This window comes from Pseudoalteromonas sp. M58, from assembly GCF_042604605.1.
In the GTDB taxonomy this organism is placed as follows: Bacteria; Pseudomonadota; Gammaproteobacteria; order Enterobacterales; family Alteromonadaceae; genus Pseudoalteromonas; species Pseudoalteromonas tetraodonis.
On record NZ_CP152390.1, the window covers coordinates 381,408 to 398,288 of the forward strand.

Below are 16,881 nucleotides of genomic sequence, written 5' to 3' on the forward strand. Positions count from 1 at the left end.
TAGACAGAAATAGCAAAGCTCATTTTAACTAATGAAAAAGTATTTATTTTAAGTTACTGAACTATAATTCTTGCAATTAGTGCTCGTCTCTAATTAACTTAACCTATGGTGAATTTTTGGGTGTGGTTATGTTAGAGCGAGCATGGCAAGTTATTGCAAAACGTCGTTATTTATTAGTACTGGGTGTATTGTTTAATGTATCGGCTTTTGGTAATAACATTAATTTGGTTATTAAAGATCAGCATGGCCAAGTATTGCCTAATGCTGTCGTAGAAATAAATCATTTACCTTCTTCAAAAACTTCGGGCAATTTACCCACAGCGGTAATGGATCAAGTTGATAAACAGTTTTCTCCAGAGTTGCTTATTGTGCACCAAGGTCAGTACGTCGACTTTCCAAATAGCGATAATATTCGCCACCATGTTTATTCTTTTTCAAAAGCTAAACCTTTTCAATTAAAGCTCTATTCTGGCCAGCCAGAAGAACCTATTAAGTTTGATAATCAAGGTGTTGTTGTTCTAGGCTGCAATATTCATGACTCCATGGTGGGCTATATATATGTCGCTAACAGTAGTCATGTGTATACCAGTAACGAGCAAGGCCTGATAAAGCTGCAAGTAGACACTTTTCCTGTGCAAGCCAGTGTTTGGCATTCACTGCAAACAGCTCCCTTGGATAATAAAAAACAGTTTAATATAGACTCAACCAGCCCGTTATCAATAACTATAAATACATCTACCCCTGCACCACGTAATACCTTTGGCAGTCAATTTAGGGAAGGCAATGGCCAATAATTTACGCAGTCGTATTACAACGCTTTGCGTTGGCTTGGTATTACTCACTACCTTGGTTAGTTTACTGAGCTTTTGGTGGTCTACCAGTAAATTTCAGGCAGAAAAAGTGCAACAAAATATAACGGTTGCGCAAAGCGTTTATAAACAATATTTAAAATCAAAAGAGAGCTTATTATTAACAGCCGCAAAGGTGTTAACCGCTGATTTTGGTTTTAAGCAAGCGGTTGCAACTCGTGATGCCGCCACTATTAGCAGTGTGTTATACAACCACAGTCAACGGATCAATGCGGATCTTATGCTGTTGCTCGATTTATCAGGGCGGTTAGTGTCAGCTAATGTTAATGCACAAAATTTTGCCGATAACCTACAACCCTTGATGGATGAGTTATTAAATAATTCTGAGCAATCGAGCTTTGTGGTGTTAAATAACCAGCTGTACCAAGTGATTTTATTGCCCGTTAAAACTCCCAGAACCATAGCTTACAGTTTGGTCGGATTTAAAATAACATCTGCAGTGGCTACTGAGCTAAAAAGCTTAACCGGAATGGAGGTTAGTTTTGTTGCGCAATTAGATGATTTTGCAACAAGCTCGCTAGTATCCCAACCAGATAACTTTCAACCAATAGCGTACTTTACCAATAAAACTACGGCTCGTTTTTTTGCCGAATATTTGGCCTATGAAAACGAACAAATAGCTTTACCCTCTTTACAATCGCATCCGATAACCTTACTGCTTAGCGCAGATTTAACCTCGAGTTATCGCGATATTGAGCAATTATTATTAACACTGATCACACTCGCTGTTTTAACTATGTTATTTGGTGTGATCACCAGTAGTTTGTTAGCAAATAATTTAACGACAGGACTTTCACAGTTAGCGGTTATTGCCAGACAGTTTGCAAAAGGCGACTACCGCTTTAAATTTGAAGGTAAAAAGCAAAGCAGTGAAATAGAAACGCTCGTGAATGCTTTTAATAACATGGGTAATGATATTAATAAGCGTGAGCAGCAAATCAGTTTTCAAGCACATCACGATACTTTAACAGGGTTTTATAACCGTTCAGCCATATTAGATTTATTAGCTAAGCGGCTCACTAATGATGCGCGGTACACGCTTGTTGCTATTGATATAAAAGGCTTAAGGCATATAAACGATAAGCTTGGTCCACAAGTAGGGGATGGATGTTTAATTGCAGTGGCAAACCGTATTCGTCAATTTTCTGATGAGCTAGGTGGTTTTCATGCCCGTATTGGTGGCGATGAATTCTTAACGGTTTACCCTTGTGCAGAGGTTGAGCAGGTAAAATGTGCAGTGGCTGATTTACTCAAGCAATTACAGCTAGCTTACAAGGTTAAAAATTTAAAAATAAGCTTACGTTTTAATGCTGGTATTGTGCAATACCCAGAGCAAGGGACTAAAGCAGACGATTTAATGCGACGTGTACTCATTGCTGTTGATGCAGCTACAACGAGTCAGCAAAGCTTACATTATTATCAAGACGGTGAAGATGAGGCGCATTTAGACCGTTTAATTATGCTTGATGAACTCAAACAAGCAATTGATGATGATAATGGACAATTATTTATGACCTATCAGCCTAAATTGAATATTAAAAGTCAGAAAATTGATAAGGTAGAGTCTCTTATTCGTTGGCAACGAAAAGATGGTGGCTGGGTCTCGCCTGAGGTCTTTATTGATTTAGCCGAGCAGTCAGGGTTAATAGTAGAGCTGACCGCTTGGGTTGTCGAGACTGTGATTGCACAAATAGCCGATTGGTCAAAAAAGGATATTCATTTACAAGCCGCTATTAATGTTTCTGCCCAAGATATTGCTCATTCAGGTTTTCACGCTTCGTTGGTAGCCACCTTAAATAAATACCAAGTAAACCCAAGCTCTGTCACTATTGAGTTGACGGAGCGCGATATGATTGAAAATGAAGCCCAAGGTATTAAAGCGTTAGAAGATTTAAAAACTATTGGCGTTAAAATCTCATTAGACGATTACGGTGTCGGACAAACATCATTGGGGCGCTTAAAGATGTTACCTATTGATGAGCTTAAGTTAGATAAATGCTTTATTTTAACTCTGCACGAATCACAAAAAGATCAATACATAGTGCGCTCTTCAATCACATTGGGTCACCAATTGGGATTTTCTGTTGTGGCTGAAGGGGTAGAAACCGCTGAGTCTTTATCAATGCTTCACGAAATGCAATGCGATCATGCGCAAGGTTACTATTTAAGTCGCCCTTTAAAAGCGCAGCAATTAGAACAATGGTTAGAGGAATATCAGCGTGTACATTAAGTTATTATTCGTCTTGGCACTCTCATTTTGTAGTGCGTTAAGTATGGCTGCTACGGGGAAATTATTAGCAACACCTGGGGTGTCTCAAATTGAAGGCAGTGCAGGGGGCGGATTAGTTCCTTGGGCACAATTAGCAGGGTATGCCAGTGAAGACGAATGGGCTGTTAATGGTTTTTGTAGTCGTGCTGATGTTACTGACTACCGTCTTGATGCCTGCGGCATGCAACTAAACCTATTCAATCGAGTTGAGCTCAGTTATGCAGTGCAGCAGTTTGATGTGCCTGCACTCAATACCGAAATAGAGCAGTCAATTTCTGGGGCTAAAATTCGTTTATATGGTGATGTAGTTTACAGTCAGTGGCCACAGCTAAGTGTGGGCGTACAGCATAAATCACTAGAGGATGGCACAGTAGCAAAGTTAGTTGGCGCAAAAAATACCAGTGGTACAGATGTGTACCTAGCCGCCAGTAAATTACATTTGGGCGCACTTGCTGGGTACAACTGGTTTTGGAATGTGACCACCCGCTACAGTAAAGCCAATCAGCTAGGACTGTTAGGATATGGCGGGGCTAATGAGGGCAGCCATATTTTGCTAGAAGCAAGTAGTGCAGTTTTTGTAAGTCGTGAACTTGCCATTGGTGTTGAATATCGACAAAAAGCCAACAACTTGGGGTTAGGCGAACAAGATTGGCGTGATTTATTTATAGCGTGGATACCAAATAAGCATATGAGTGTGACTGCGGCCTATTTAGATTTAGGGCGGATTGCTGGTGTTGATAATCAAACTGGCTGGTATTTATCGGTTACGGGGTATTGGTAATGAAACTGAGTGTATTTATTTTTTGTTGTTTAAACTTACTTGCAGGGTGTACAACCCAACCCAACACCTCTTTGTATCACCAGCTTGGCGAACAAGCTGGGCTTGAGAGGCTAACTGATAGTTTTATTACACAAATAGGTAATGACAAACAAGTGTTTCATTACTTTGAGCACAGTAATATCAGTCATTTTCGACAAGGGTTTATTAGCCATTTATGTTCGCTGGTGGAGGGCCCTTGTGAATATAAAGGTGACTCTATGGTTGCTATTCATACTGGCATGAATATAAACGAAAAAGACTTCAATCACGTTGTCGATTTATTAATAAATGCAATGAACGAGCAAAATATCCCACATACAGTGCAAAATAAAATTTTAGCTAAAATGGCGCCATTGCGTGGCGAAATTATTAAGATTTAATTTTATAATCAAATGCATACATTTAAAAATATGCTTGGTATTACTCACTTGTAATTTTGACAAGATCCGCAGTTTTATATCGTCTTTGCATATGAATACTCGATCTATGAATTAAATTTCTGATAAATGTACTGCGGTTTGAGTGCGAACCTGCATTAGCGCTTGTTATTTCACTAATAAAGCTTCGATCTTCGGCAACCGGGTAGGGTTTTATGCCAATCATACTTAGCCCTACTTCTGTGTGAAATTGCATATCGACATCTACGGGTCTAAAAAATGGTTTTCTTTGCAGTAGTTTTTTAGCCCCACTTAATGAAATGATGTAGCCTTGAGTGCCATTTGGTGCTTTTTTATAATTACCGACTGTTAGATTATTTTCTAATGGGGCACTGTCAATAAATGGAAAATTTCTGTTGTCAGATAATTTTATTAAATCCCAGTTTTTCAATTTAATTGCCGCATCAACAACATCTTTAAGCGAAGCCTCAATGAAAAGGTCATCCTCTAATACAACACAAAAAGGCATGTTTTCATTAACCATTTTTTGCCAAAGGCGCATATGACTTACATAGCAACCAATTTCACCTGCAGATAGATTGCGATTGTAACGTTTTTTATTTTTTTTCGGGCAATACCACTTGAGGGTTTCTTCTTCACTAAGGTTTTTGCCAATGGTCGCTTCAAAACGTTCAGCATTTAAGTGTAGACTGGTAAGTCGCTTTAGGGTTGTTTCCCAACGGTCTTCGCAGCCTTGCATATTGATAATGTAAAAAGGGATTGGCATAATTTTATTTTATTTAGAAACCTCAAAGCAGCTATTTTAGCATTATTATAATTTGTAACCAGTCTAAATTCTGTTTATAAACAGGCTGTAATAATATATAGCTATTTCATTTCCTCAAATTTGGAAAGACGATGAAAAACATGGTGAGTGCACAATGGTTACATGCTCGCTTAGAGCAAGCTAACCTGGTTATTTTTGATGCGGGTATGTTACGTCCCTCAGCTGCGGGGGAGTACTCACCCGTTGCCATGCTTCCTAAAGCACAACGGTTTGATATCAAAAAAGAACTCGCAGATACCTCAAACCCATTGCCTAATACCTTGTGTAGTGCAGAACAATTTACTCAAGTGATGCAAAAAGCGGGAGTGAATCACGATTCACTTGTGGTGATTTATGAAGATGCAGGGTTATTCAGTGCAGCTAGAGCTTGGTGGATGTTTAAAGCTATGGGGTTTGATAACGTAAAAGTCCTCAGTGGCGGTTTAGCCAAGTGGCTTGAACTCGGGCTTCCGGTTGAATCAAACTATACACAAGCATCATTAAAAGGCGATTTTATTGCTCAATACCGGCCTGATTACTTTATTGATAAAAAACAGGTGCTAAGTGCTACTGAGGATGCCAATACAGTTATTTTAGATGCACGCGCTTATGAGCGCTTTACCGGCAAAAGTAGTGAGCCAAGAGCCGGAATGCGCAGCGGCCATATTATTAATAGCTATTCGCTACCTTTAACTAGTCTATTAGAAAATGGTGAAGCAAAATCACTCGACTTTATACAGGCAAAGTTTAGTGAATTAGTCGGTAATGCAACCCACTTACAATTTAGCTGTGGCTCTGGTGTTACTGCCTGTGCGCTTGCGCTGTTTGCCGATGAATGCGGCTATAGTAATTTAAGTGTGTACGATGGCTCGTGGAGTGAATGGGGCGCTGATAACTCACTGCCTATTGCTGTGTGTGGCTAATTTAGCTATAAGGGCAATTTTTACAACCATTTTTGCAGCAAGTACCACGCTTTAAAAAATACCACTTACTAAACACCATGTAACTATTTTGCATGGTGTAATCTAACCCTTCAATTAAATTATCATGGCTTCTAAATTGTTTAGCAAAAGCGATTTGAGCTTTTATTGGTTGGGTGTATATAGTCTCTAAATAGCTATTTATTTTAGCAAGAGAACATGAACGGCATAAGCAGCTGGTTGCTGTATCATCGAGTGGTAAAATAGCGGGTAACTGATAACACCAACATGCGGTTATATCATTAACATTACAGTTAAGCGTTGTATTACATTGGCTGCAGTTTATCTGGGTCATTTTAGGTCTTATTAACAGTAGAGCAGCAAGAATAACAAACATTATGAATATACAAAAAGCATTGGCTGAATTTATTACATTTGGGGAGCAAAGAGACGAAGCAATTTCAGTAATAGTGTCAAGCTCTGCGCACAATGCTAAGCCACTTTATAAGTTAACGACACCCGTATTGATTGATGTGCTTAAGCGCTGTGTAAGTAATGAAATAGATCTCGATGATCTCGCGCTTTGGGCCAACGTCATTGAATCAAGAGCAGATATAGATAGCGCTGAGCATGAAGGGGTTATTTATGCGCTGAGCAATAGCGAACAAATGGGCGAGTTTAGCCATACAAAGCTTGAACAATTATTAGCATTATTAAAGGACTAGATTTAGGCTAACTCAACTCTTTTAGATGCGAGCTTACTGCGGTTTTATGTAACGGATAAATAATACTAAGCCGCATTTAAGTTAAATCCGGCTTAGTATTTTCTGACAACTGACAACTGACAACTGACAACTTGTTTACTTATGATAGCTCAAGCAAGTTTCTACTTCGTCTTTAGAGCCTAAAATAACCGCAACACGCTGATGGATGGCATCAGGCTGAATATCCATAATACGCTCAGTGCCTGTTGAAGCAATACCACCTGCTTGCTCTACTAGCATTGCCATTGGGTTTGCTTCATAAAGTAAACGCAGTTTATTAGGCTTATTAGGATCTTTAGTATCAGTTGGGTAAGTAAATAAGCCACCACGGCTAAGTACACGGTGTACATCGCCAACCATTGCAGCAATCCAACGCATATTGAAGTTTTGAGCACGAGGGCCTGTATCTCCCGCAAGTAAATCATTAATGTAGTTTTGCATCGCCGGTTCCCAGTGGCGCTGGTTTGAGGCATTAATTGCAAATTCATTGGTTTTAGCAGGAATAGCGGCAAAATCTTGGGTAAGTAAAAAGCTACCTTGGGTTTTATCTAAGGTAAACATGCGTGTACCTTTACCCGTTGTTAGCGCAAGCATGGTCGATGGCCCATACAGTACGTAACCTGCAGCTACTTGTTGATGCCCAGGTTGCATAAAAATCTTTTCATCAGCAGCATCAGAGCCCACCGGCGCTTTCATAATAGAAAATATAGTGCCTACTAGCGAGTTAATATCGGTGTTTGACGAGCCATCAAGTGGGTCAAATGCAACAATGTACTCAGCATCTGGGTTACCGGCAACGGTATAATCTTCTTCTTCAGAGGCGATCGCTTTAACTGTGCCTGACTCCAGCAATATATCTTTTAATAACTGATTAGACAGTACATCGAGTTTCTTTTGTGTTTCGCCTTGAATGTTTTCATCTAGGGTTGAGCCTAATACGCCCGATAATTCACCTTGACCGACGCGAAATGAAATTTCTTTACATGCCGCTAAAATAGTACGAATTAACGACAAAAGTTCTCTTGAACAGCCATCTTCTAGTAATACTGGTGGGAGTCTACGCATTCTTTTTTCCTGATAACGTGTTAAAACTAATCATAATGTGAGAGAGATTAGTTTAGAGCGCTGAAATTCGTCTTAAATAACTGTATTGTATAAATAACCCCCTATAATGGGATACCTACATCGCATTTAAAACGCTAATAACAAAGATAAGATTATGCAAAAAATATCACGATTAAGTTACATACTCTTTACTGTGCTGCTCTGTATGATAACCCAAGCGCACGCAGCAATTAAGTCTATTGACGAATTTACTGAAAAAATGAACCATTTCCCGGGTTATTTTTCTTTCTTTTACGATACGCAAAACGGCAATGTGTATTTAAAGGTCGATAAACTTGAACAACAATTTTTATTACAACACAGCTTACCTTATGGAGTAGGGTCTAACGATATTGGTTTAGATAGAGGCCAATTAGGCGGTACTTATTTGGTACAGTTTGAGCGCTTCGGCAATAAGGTTATGTTGCGCGCTGTAAATACTTACTACCGTGCAAACACAAGTAATCTAGCAGAGCAGCAAAGCGTTAAAGAAGCGTTTGCATCCAGTATTTTGGCGGGTTTTAAAGTTGTCGCGCAAGATGACAATGCTGCATTAATTGATTACACCCCCTATTTACTAAGCGATGTACATGGCGTAAGCCGTACTTTAGCTGCGCGCAAGCAAGGGCAGTTTAGCCTTGATGAGTCACGCAGTGCGGTATTTATGAATCGCTCAAAAGCATTTGTAAAAAATACTGAACTTGAAGCCATTCTCACCTTTAAAGGGTCTAAACCAGGTGAATATGTGCGCCAAGTGAGTGCTGATCCATACGCGCTAACCGTGCATATGCACCATTCATTAATCAAATTGCCTGATGACAATTACACGCCACGTAAATTCAGCCCGCAATCGGGTTATTGGAGTGTGGAGCATAAAAATTATGCAGCAGGGCTCGATGAGTCTATGTATGTGCGTTACATTCCACGCCATCGGTTAATAAAAAAAGATCCGAGTCTGGCTGTAAGTGAACCGGTCGAACCCATTGTGTATTACTTAGACCCTGGCGTACCTGAACCAGTAAAAACGGCTTTATTAGAAGGCGGGCAATGGTGGAATGACGCCTTTAATGCAGCAGGATATAAAAATGCATTTGAAGTTAAAGTGCTACCAGATAATGCTGATCCTATGGATGTGCGCTACAACGTTATTCAATGGGTGCATCGCGCAACTCGTGGTTGGTCTTATGGCAGTTCAATTATAGACCCACGTACAGGCGAAATTATTAAAGGCCATGTCACACTAGGATCGCTACGAGTACGCCAAGATATTTTAATTGCTGAATCACTGGCAGCGCCTTATTTAAAAGGCAATGAAGTAGCAAGTACCTTACATGCAATGGCACTTGATCGTATTCGTCAACTCAGTGCTCACGAAATTGGTCATACACTGGGTATTGCGCACAACTTTGCTGCGTCAGTAAATAATCGTGCTTCGGTGATGGACTATCCGCATCCGTTGTTAAGTTTTGCTGATAATGGTCAGTTAGATGTATCTCAAGGTTATGCTAAAGGTATGGGGGCATGGGATACCCAAGTGATCAAATATGGCTACAGTGATTTTACCGGACAAGATGAAAGCGCAGCACTCGCTGCTATTTTACAGCAAAATAAAGCGCAAGGTTTGGCGTTTATTTCTGACAGTGATGCCCGTGCCAAAGGTGGGGCGCACCCTACAGCGCACCTTTGGGATAACGGCAGTAATCCAAGTGAAGAATTACTTAGAGTGCTTGATGTGCGAAAGCAGGCGCTTGGGCAGTTTGGTATTAATAATATAAAAACTGGGGTTGCGCTATCGCAATTGGAAGAAAAGCTAGTACCGCTTTATTTGTTCCATCGTTATCAAGTTGAAGCGGTTGCTAAGCTTATCGCGGGCGTTGATTATGACTATGAGATACGCAGTAATGCACCCGTTAAAGGCGCCCAAGTTGTAACTAAAGAGGCTCAACAACAAGCGGTTAATGCCATTTTAGCGACCCTAAAAGCAAGCAACTTAACGCTTCCAGAGTCGATACTTTCCTTAATCGTACCTAAAGCTTATGGCGAGTCTAAATCACGAGAAAGTATAGTGGGGCGTACCGGCTTAACCATGGATGCACTTGCATTGCCTGAAGTCGCCGCGCAGCATAGCTTATCGCTATTACTTAATGCTCAACGATTAAATCGTTTAGCGCAGCAGCAAGTGCGAGATAACCGCTTTTATGGCTTAGATGAGCTGCTTAAACAATTAAATAAGCAGGTGTTTAATGTATCAGCGCCTGCCACCATGACAGGAAAAGTAACGCAACGAGTACAGTACTTAACGGCAAAAACTATGGCTGATCTTGTCGCTAGCCAAACACTAAGTCCAGAGGTGCAAGCGCAACTGCATTTCTATTTAAGCAAACTTGCTGATGAGTTTAATCAACACTCTTTACTGAGCCACCCTGAAGTAGGTGACAGCGCATTTAAAGACTATTTAGCGGCGCAAATTAATCAGTTTTTAACAACAGGCCAGTGGCCTGATAACTTTAAAGCGTTACCCATACCACCAGGCTCACCTATTTAATAGTACAAGCCAGAGGATAAAGGCGCTGTATAAACGTTACGTTTCATGGTGCCTTGTTTTTAGGGTGTTACTTTTGCTTGCATAAAGTTGGTTTTTTGTTAATCTAGCCACCCCCTATTTTAGTCTTTTTGAGGTGTTTATGGCGTTTTTATCTCGTTCGATATTGGCGTTATCAATGGCACTTTTAAGCTGCAATGCAATCGCACAAAAGCAATGTGATGTTGAACTTCGTCATGGTTTAATTATTACCGATGATGTGATCCGTATTGTTGATAAAGGCCAAACTAGGGTGCAAATTAACAATAATAATCAACTGTTTATTCGAGGCTACTGGGTCGACTTAAGCACCGACGAAAGTAAAGTGCTAGAACAATTTAGCAATGGTATTCGTCAAACGGTTCCTGAGCTAGTCGATTTAGCGACTGACGGTGTAAACCTTGGGCTTAGTGCTATTGAGCATGTTGTTGAGGGCATGTCAGATAAAGAACCCGAAGTGCTAAAAACGCAATTACAATATGTAGAGCGTGCACTTATGGATAAGTTTAAGCGTGGCGACGACTTCTTTTTTATAGCCCCTCAATCGCTTTCCCAAATTGATGATTTTTTTACTAAAGAAATTAGCCAAAAAATACACTCTGCAGTACATGGCTCTTTGGGTGCTATTTTAATGTCGCTCGGGGATGCGTTTAAATCTCGAGAAGGCAATATAGAAGACCGCATGAACGACATGGGGCAACGCATGGATATCATTACCAAAGAAATCGATAAGTCGTTGCAGAAAAAAGCCCACCAATTAGAACTTAAAGCCTCTGAATATTGTGAATGCTTAAATTCTCTAGATATTACTGAGTCTCGTCTGCAAGCGATTGTACCCGGAATGACAGACTTTGATTTAGTACAAATTAAATCGTAAGAGCAGGTTTTAGACGCCAGGTTTCAGAAAGGGCTGCGGTCAGTTTGAAGCTGTTTTCCTAATACCCAAACAACCTTACAGTTTTATCTCTGCGGCGGTTAGTGGGCGGTATTCACCTGCAGCCAGATCTTCACCTAGCTTTATACCCGCAATTTGTTCACGATGTAATTCAACTACCTTGTTATCTACCGCTGCTAGCATACGTTTTACTTGGTGATACTTACCCTCAGAAATAGACAAGCGTAAACCATAATTCCCCAAGCGCTCAGCAATAGCAGGGCGAGTTAAATCTTTTTCATTGTGAAGCTGCACACCGTCGCGTAATTGCTGCAGTGCATCATCGGTAATCGGCTCTTGAGTTTCAACCAAGTAGGTTTTAAATTTATTCTTTTTAGGCGAGGTAATTTTGTGTGACCAGTCGCCATCGTTAGTAATAAGCACTAGGCCAGTGGTGTCTATGTCTAAACGCCCAGCAATGTGAAAATCGGCCATGTTTGGCTCATCAAGCAAATCAAATACGGTTTTGTGTAACTCATCCGAATTAGCGCACACATAACCTACCGGCTTATTGAGCATAAAGTAGCGTTTACCTAAAAAAACTAATGGCTCGTCATAAAACAGCACGTCATCTTGTTGGTTCACTTGAAAGTCGAATGCAGTGATCACCTCACCATTTACGGTTGCCGCCTGACTTTTTATTGCCGCACGGGCTTTTGAGCGCGGTAATTCTGCTAAATGGCTAATAAATTTATCTAAACGGCAAGGAAATTTCATGTTGTTCATATTTTTAGTCGGCTACAATGGCCGCGAGTATAGCGGATAGTGAAATACCATGACAGAGCCCAGCACAGAAATTTTAAGCCTGTACCACCGCAAAGTTTCATCAGGAGAGCTTGATTTTGATGCGGCGCAGCACCAAGCCGTGAGTGCGTTACAGTCTTTGAGTGAGCAATTAAATCAGCCAACAAGCTGGTGGCAAAAAGCACGGTTAATCAAAGGGGTATATTTATACGGTCCTGTTGGCCGAGGTAAATCTATGCTGATGGATTTATTTTATAAAAATTTACCCACAGAAAAAAAGCAGCGCCTGCATTTTCATCACTTTATTGAAAAAATTCATGCTCAATTGGCCAAGTTACAAGGGGATAAAAATCCGCTACAAATAATAGCTAAACAGTGGGCCAAAGAGATAAAGGTACTGTGCTTTGATGAGTTTTTTGTTAGTGATATTGGTGATGCCATGATCATGGCTCGGTTATTTAACGCTTTGTTTGAACAAGGCGTGGTACTAGTCGCAACCTCTAACGCTAAACCCGAGCAACTTTATTACAACGGTTTGCAACGCGCGCGATTTTTACCAACTATCGATTTAATAAATGCGCATTGTCATGTAATTAACGTAGCGGGGAAGGAAGACCACCGCTTCAGGTACGGTAGAAGCAGTTGTCATTATTTTATTAACTTGCCCCACCCGGAATTTGAAGCTGGGTTTTTATCCGCGCACCCTCAAGCAACGCGTGATAATACAATGACTGTGCATGGCCGAGCACTTCCCTATTTATTAAAAACTAACGATGCACTACTGATTGATTTTATGGCACTGTGCTCAGGTCCTCGCAGCGCTAATGACTATATGTTTTTAGCGGAACAATTTCCGGTGGTTTACATCGCTAACGTGCCAATAATGGGAAAAGAGGCAACCGGTAAGGTTATTGTGCATGGTATAGAAGATAGCTATCAGCGAGAAAAGCAGCAATTGGATGAGCATACTCTTGATGATGAAGCACGGCGTTTTATTGCCTTAGTCGATGAGTTTTACGATTGCCACAAATTACTAGTAATTAATGCCCAGGCCGACATAAACGAGTTATACCAAGGTAAAAAGTTAAGTTTTGAATATGCGCGAACCCAGTCACGGATTGTAGAAATGCAAAATTGGTAAGTACAACATTAAAACACCGCATTTAATTTAAATGCGGTGTTTTAATTTTAAGCTGATAACTTAAAGAAGCCTTTATGACTTATATCCATTTGGATTATTTGATTGCCAGCGCCAAGTATCTTGCATCATGACATCAATACCACGCTCAGCTTGCCAACCTAGTTCACTAAGGGCTTTTTCTGGCGCAGCATAACAGGCTGCAATATCACCTGGGCGACGAGGTGACACCGCATAAGGGATTGCTTGGTCGCTAGCCTTAATAAACGCATTGACCATTTGTAATACTGAATAGCCGTTACCTGTACCAAGGTTATAAACAAGCGCACCGGTTTCTGCGGCTATTTTATCAAGTGCTTTTAAATGCCCTAGGGCTAAATCTACAACGTGAATGTAATCACGAACGCCAGTACCATCAACCGTATCATAATCGTCGCCAAATACAGCAAGTTGCTTTAATTTGCCAACCGCAACTTGTGAAATGAAAGGCAATAAATTATTAGGAATACCATTAGGGTCTTCACCAATCAAACCTGACTCATGTGCACCAACAGGATTAAAGTAGCGCAAAATAGCAAACGCGAAGCGCTCATCTGATTTAGCGATATCTTGCAACATCATTTCAACCATTAGTTTAGACGTACCATATGGATTGGTTGTACCGCCAACGGGGAAGTCTTCGCGTATTGGTAAGCTTGCTGGGTCGCCGTATACAGTGGCGGATGAGCTAAATACCAGTTTGAATACACCCGCATCACGCATAGCATCAACCAGTGTTAGTGTACCTTGTACATTATTTTGATAATACTCAATGGGTTTTACGACCGATTCTCCCACGGCTTTTAGGCCAGCAAAATGAATCACACTTTCAATGGTATGCTTGGCAAATACCGAGTCTAAAAAGGGTTTATCTAAAATATCACCTTGATAAAAAGTAATTGCTTTGTCAGTTATTTTTTTCACTCTCTCAAGTGACTCTTCAGAGGAGTTACTTAAGTTATCAATCACGATAACGTCGCTGCCTTGCTGTAAAAGTTCTAAAACGGTGTGTGAGCCAATATAGCCTGCGCCACCGGTTACTAAAATTGCCATGAATGCTCCTTGGAAACCTCTGTTCAATTAAGTTAATTTCACCATAAATACTGAGCTTTTACATGTATTATTTTGTTTGTTTTGCAATCGTAACATCGCAAGCTGTACTTTTGATTGCATTTTGTGCAATTTTAATAACACCGCAGTAGAAAGATTAAGTTATAGTTCATATGTAATTGCTAAAGTAAGGTATAGCAATTTGTAAAATATTTAGTTGATTATAATGATCAGCATACTCGTTGGAGAAACGTATGAACTCAGTTAAAAAAATAGCAATGTTGATATTTGTTGCACTACCGAGTGTTGTTTGCGCGGGTGAGGCACAAGTTAAATGGCATGACTTTAATGATTATCGCGATGTACGCCCATCAAACCAAACTAAAGGCTCATACCATAAGCAAATTGCCAAAAATATTGATGAGCACTTTGCAAAGCTCAGTGAGCAGCTTCCTAAAAATTATAGTTTAAAAATTGAAGTAACCGATTTAGATTTAGCTGGTGACGTGCGCTATGGCGGTGTTAACGAAATTCGGGTGGTTAAACCCATTCACTTTCCACGGATTGAATTTAACTATGTGCTTAGTAATGAAAGTGGTGTTGTCGCACAAGAAGACAACGTGAGCTTAAAAGATATGGGCTTTATGGATAAAATTAAAATGGGTCGAGACGAAGCATTTTACTATGAAAAACGCTTATTAACAGAGTGGTTTGGTGAGCAAATTTTACCGCGTATCTAGCTAATAATGCAAAGCATCTACTTTGGTAGATGCTTTGCAAGTAAGTCGCTAATTTTTATTTAAAGGTCGCTAACAGCGTTAGTAAATTTTGTAGTTTAATAACCGCTTGTTTTAGTTTTTCTTCATCCAAACCGTCGCTCGATAAGCTTTCTACATCAGCGGCAACGTCTAACACGTAAGGCTTAAAACGTTTAGCTTCGAAACTAAATCCAGCGTCCTCGGCAAATAAGGCTTTAAATTTTCCGTGACCTTGCTGTTGTAACTCATCGAGTTTTTTGTCAGCGTCAAGTGCCTGACGGTAAACAATTTTTAAGTTGGCGTTGAGTTGTTCAATTATAGAATCCATGGTTTTCCTAAAGCTTAGTGCAATGTTGCCGATAAATACTTAAGTGGGTTGGTAAAGTAATTTACCAATTCAGCGACTATAATACGTGTATTACAGTTAAAAGTCAGGTGTGAGTTATGAATATATCAGGTGGAAATCTACCTACAATGCCTGGTGCAGGCCAAGGCGCAGAAGTATTAACTGCTGCTTTATCTAAAAAGCAACAGCAAGCTGATGGTGCCGCTGCACTGGCACTTATTGAAGGTGCTACACAATCTTCAAGTGCGCAAACACCGGCTAAGTCGGTCACTGCAACACTTGGGAATAATGTAAACGTTTATGTCTAAACTAATTTGAGGTCGATAGGGGTTTTACTTTTTTGACCTCCTATTTCCCGAACTAGTTTAGGCACCAAAAATCCAGGCAGGGCTTTTAGTAGCTCGGCCTGAATTTTTATTGCTTGTTGTTCGTCAATATCAAAATGACTTGCGCCTTCTACCTTATCCAGTAAGTGTAAATAATAAGGCAGTACGTCCGCATCAAATAGTGCTTCACTTAAGTTTATTTGCGCATCAACTGTATCGTTCACATCTTTTAAAATAACCGCCTGGTTTAACAGTAGCACATCTGCTTTTTTGAGCATGTTCATGGCGTTTTTAAAGTCATTATCTATTTCGTTTGCATGGTTAATATGATTAACGAATATAATTTTTAATGGTGACTTTGCAAATCTTTCACATAATTGTTCAGTAATACGTGCAGGAATAACCACAGGCAAGCGGCTGTGTATGCGCATGCGTTTAATTTGTGGTATTTGCTCAAGCTCATCTAAAAACCAGCTAATAGCATCGTCTTTGGCCATTAGTGGATCGCCACCACTTAAAATCACTTCGTTAATATTTTTATCAGATTTTATATAACTCAATGCATCAATAAGGCTGCGTTTATTCAGTTGGTTTTCTTGATAGGGGAAGTGCCTTCTAAAACAATAACGGCAATTTACGGCACAACCGGTTTTAAACATGACTAAAACACGCGATTTATATTTATGCAACAGACCCGGTTGATTGTTATCTTGCTCAAGTAACGGATCTTTATTAAACCCTGATTTAGTTAAAAACTCTTGATGGCGGGGCATAACTTGCAGCAATAAAGGGTCATTTGCATCGCCGTGACGAATTTTTTTTATAAAAGGCAATGGCACACGAACAGGGAACAAGCTACGAGCTTTTATGTCGTTTTCATGGACTTGGCTCGATAAACCAACCATTTCTAGCAACACTTTTGGGCAGGTAACTACATTTGCTAATTCTTTTTGCCAGTTTTTATGCAAATTTGCTTCATTTCTTTGTATCATTGGCACGTAGATTACTCGAAAAAT

At 40.1% G+C, this 16,881-nt stretch carries 18 protein-coding genes; 11 read left to right on the plus strand and 7 right to left on the minus strand.

Annotated elements, in window-relative coordinates; translation table 11 throughout:
- Window positions 1-128: 128 nt before the first annotated feature.
- Genes AAGD16_RS01705 through AAGD16_RS01720 form a run of 4 tightly spaced genes read left to right on the plus strand, consistent with a single transcriptional unit; the run spans window position 129 to window position 4,338 of the window.
- A complete protein-coding gene (locus AAGD16_RS01705) occupies window positions 129-794 on the plus strand; it encodes a methylamine utilization protein (protein ID WP_058154101.1) in 666 nt (221 codons plus the stop codon).
- Entirely contained in the window at window positions 784-3,099 is a 2,316-nt protein-coding gene (locus AAGD16_RS01710; protein WP_377113250.1) for an EAL domain-containing protein, read from the plus strand. Before AAGD16_RS01705 ends, AAGD16_RS01710 begins: the two co-directional genes overlap by 11 nt.
- Window positions 3,089-3,919 carry a DUF3034 family protein gene (locus tag AAGD16_RS01715; protein ID WP_377113253.1) on the plus strand — a complete coding sequence of 277 codons (831 nt, stop codon included), beginning with the start codon at window positions 3,089-3,091 and terminating at the stop codon, window positions 3,917-3,919. The genes AAGD16_RS01710 and AAGD16_RS01715 overlap by 11 nt, the downstream gene beginning before the upstream one ends.
- A complete protein-coding gene (locus tag AAGD16_RS01720; RefSeq protein ID WP_008468306.1) occupies window positions 3,919-4,338 on the plus strand; it encodes a group 1 truncated hemoglobin in 420 nt (139 codons plus the stop codon). Before AAGD16_RS01715 ends, AAGD16_RS01720 begins: the two co-directional genes overlap by 1 nt.
- A 40-nt stretch (window positions 4,339-4,378) precedes the next feature.
- Here the strand turns inward: AAGD16_RS01720 and AAGD16_RS01725 are convergent, their stop codons facing one another.
- Window positions 4,379-5,122, minus strand: coding sequence for a glycosyltransferase family 25 protein (locus AAGD16_RS01725; protein WP_368485279.1), 744 nt, complete (start codon window positions 5,120-5,122; stop codon window positions 4,379-4,381).
- A gap of 131 nt (window positions 5,123-5,253) precedes the next feature.
- Between AAGD16_RS01725 and AAGD16_RS01730 the strand changes: the two genes are divergently transcribed.
- A complete protein-coding gene (locus AAGD16_RS01730) occupies window positions 5,254-6,084 on the plus strand; it encodes a sulfurtransferase (protein ID WP_306287537.1) in 831 nt (276 codons plus the stop codon).
- Window position 6,085: 1 nt separating this feature from the next.
- Here AAGD16_RS01730 and AAGD16_RS01735 read toward each other — a convergent pair whose 3' ends face one another.
- Window positions 6,086-6,436 (minus strand): DUF5522 domain-containing protein, encoded by a 351-nt coding sequence (locus tag AAGD16_RS01735; RefSeq protein WP_036955954.1) that lies wholly within the window; start codon window positions 6,434-6,436, stop codon window positions 6,086-6,088.
- A gap of 43 nt (window positions 6,437-6,479) precedes the next feature.
- On the opposite strand from AAGD16_RS01735, the gene AAGD16_RS01740 reads away from it, so the two are divergent.
- Window positions 6,480-6,806 carry a hypothetical protein gene (locus tag AAGD16_RS01740; RefSeq protein WP_036955823.1) on the plus strand — a complete coding sequence of 109 codons (327 nt, stop codon included), beginning with the start codon at window positions 6,480-6,482 and terminating at the stop codon, window positions 6,804-6,806.
- Window positions 6,807-6,941: 135 nt separating this feature from the next.
- Here AAGD16_RS01740 and AAGD16_RS01745 read toward each other — a convergent pair whose 3' ends face one another.
- A complete protein-coding gene (locus AAGD16_RS01745) occupies window positions 6,942-7,910 on the minus strand; it encodes a class 1 fructose-bisphosphatase (RefSeq protein WP_008115459.1) in 969 nt (322 codons plus the stop codon).
- 154 nt (window positions 7,911-8,064) lie between these two features.
- Here AAGD16_RS01745 and AAGD16_RS01750 point away from each other — a divergent pair, with 154 nt between their 5' ends.
- Window positions 8,065-10,494: a zinc-dependent metalloprotease gene (locus tag AAGD16_RS01750; RefSeq protein WP_377113260.1), complete on the plus strand. Its 2,430-nt coding sequence runs from the start codon at window positions 8,065-8,067 to the stop codon at window positions 10,492-10,494.
- 139 nt (window positions 10,495-10,633) lie between these two features.
- Window positions 10,634-11,407 (plus strand): YggN family protein, encoded by a 774-nt coding sequence (locus tag AAGD16_RS01755; RefSeq protein WP_008115461.1) that lies wholly within the window; start codon window positions 10,634-10,636, stop codon window positions 11,405-11,407.
- A gap of 75 nt (window positions 11,408-11,482) precedes the next feature.
- Here AAGD16_RS01755 and rsuA read toward each other — a convergent pair whose 3' ends face one another.
- The gene (rsuA, locus tag AAGD16_RS01760; RefSeq protein WP_377113263.1) at window positions 11,483-12,181 is read right to left on the minus strand and encodes a 16S rRNA pseudouridine(516) synthase RsuA; all 699 of its coding nucleotides are present in this window, start codon (window positions 12,179-12,181) and stop codon (window positions 11,483-11,485) included.
- A 58-nt stretch (window positions 12,182-12,239) separates the two neighbouring features.
- Between rsuA and zapE the strand changes: the two genes are divergently transcribed.
- Window positions 12,240-13,349 (plus strand): cell division protein ZapE, encoded by a 1,110-nt coding sequence (zapE, locus tag AAGD16_RS01765; protein ID WP_290191423.1) that lies wholly within the window; start codon window positions 12,240-12,242, stop codon window positions 13,347-13,349.
- Window positions 13,350-13,421: 72 nt separating this feature from the next.
- On the opposite strand, the gene galE is transcribed toward zapE, so the two are convergent.
- Entirely contained in the window at window positions 13,422-14,438 is a 1,017-nt protein-coding gene (galE, locus tag AAGD16_RS01770) for a UDP-glucose 4-epimerase GalE (RefSeq protein ID WP_013463948.1), read from the minus strand.
- A 251-nt stretch (window positions 14,439-14,689) separates the two neighbouring features.
- Here galE and AAGD16_RS01775 point away from each other — a divergent pair, with 251 nt between their 5' ends.
- Window positions 14,690-15,175: a DUF3016 domain-containing protein gene (locus AAGD16_RS01775; protein WP_290191422.1), complete on the plus strand. Its 486-nt coding sequence runs from the start codon at window positions 14,690-14,692 to the stop codon at window positions 15,173-15,175.
- Between the two features lie 55 nt (window positions 15,176-15,230).
- On the opposite strand, the gene AAGD16_RS01780 is transcribed toward AAGD16_RS01775, so the two are convergent.
- Window positions 15,231-15,521: a hypothetical protein gene (locus AAGD16_RS01780; protein ID WP_010390514.1), complete on the minus strand. Its 291-nt coding sequence runs from the start codon at window positions 15,519-15,521 to the stop codon at window positions 15,231-15,233.
- Window positions 15,522-15,637: 116 nt separating this feature from the next.
- Between AAGD16_RS01780 and AAGD16_RS01785 the strand changes: the two genes are divergently transcribed.
- Window positions 15,638-15,847: a hypothetical protein gene (locus AAGD16_RS01785; protein WP_024601670.1), complete on the plus strand. Its 210-nt coding sequence runs from the start codon at window positions 15,638-15,640 to the stop codon at window positions 15,845-15,847.
- Here the strand turns inward: AAGD16_RS01785 and epmB are convergent.
- Window positions 15,844-16,857: an EF-P beta-lysylation protein EpmB gene (gene epmB / locus AAGD16_RS01790; protein ID WP_058155451.1), complete on the minus strand. Its 1,014-nt coding sequence runs from the start codon at window positions 16,855-16,857 to the stop codon at window positions 15,844-15,846. The two genes, AAGD16_RS01785 and epmB, sit on opposite strands and share 4 nt — an antisense overlap.
- Window positions 16,858-16,881 lie beyond the last annotated feature (24 nt).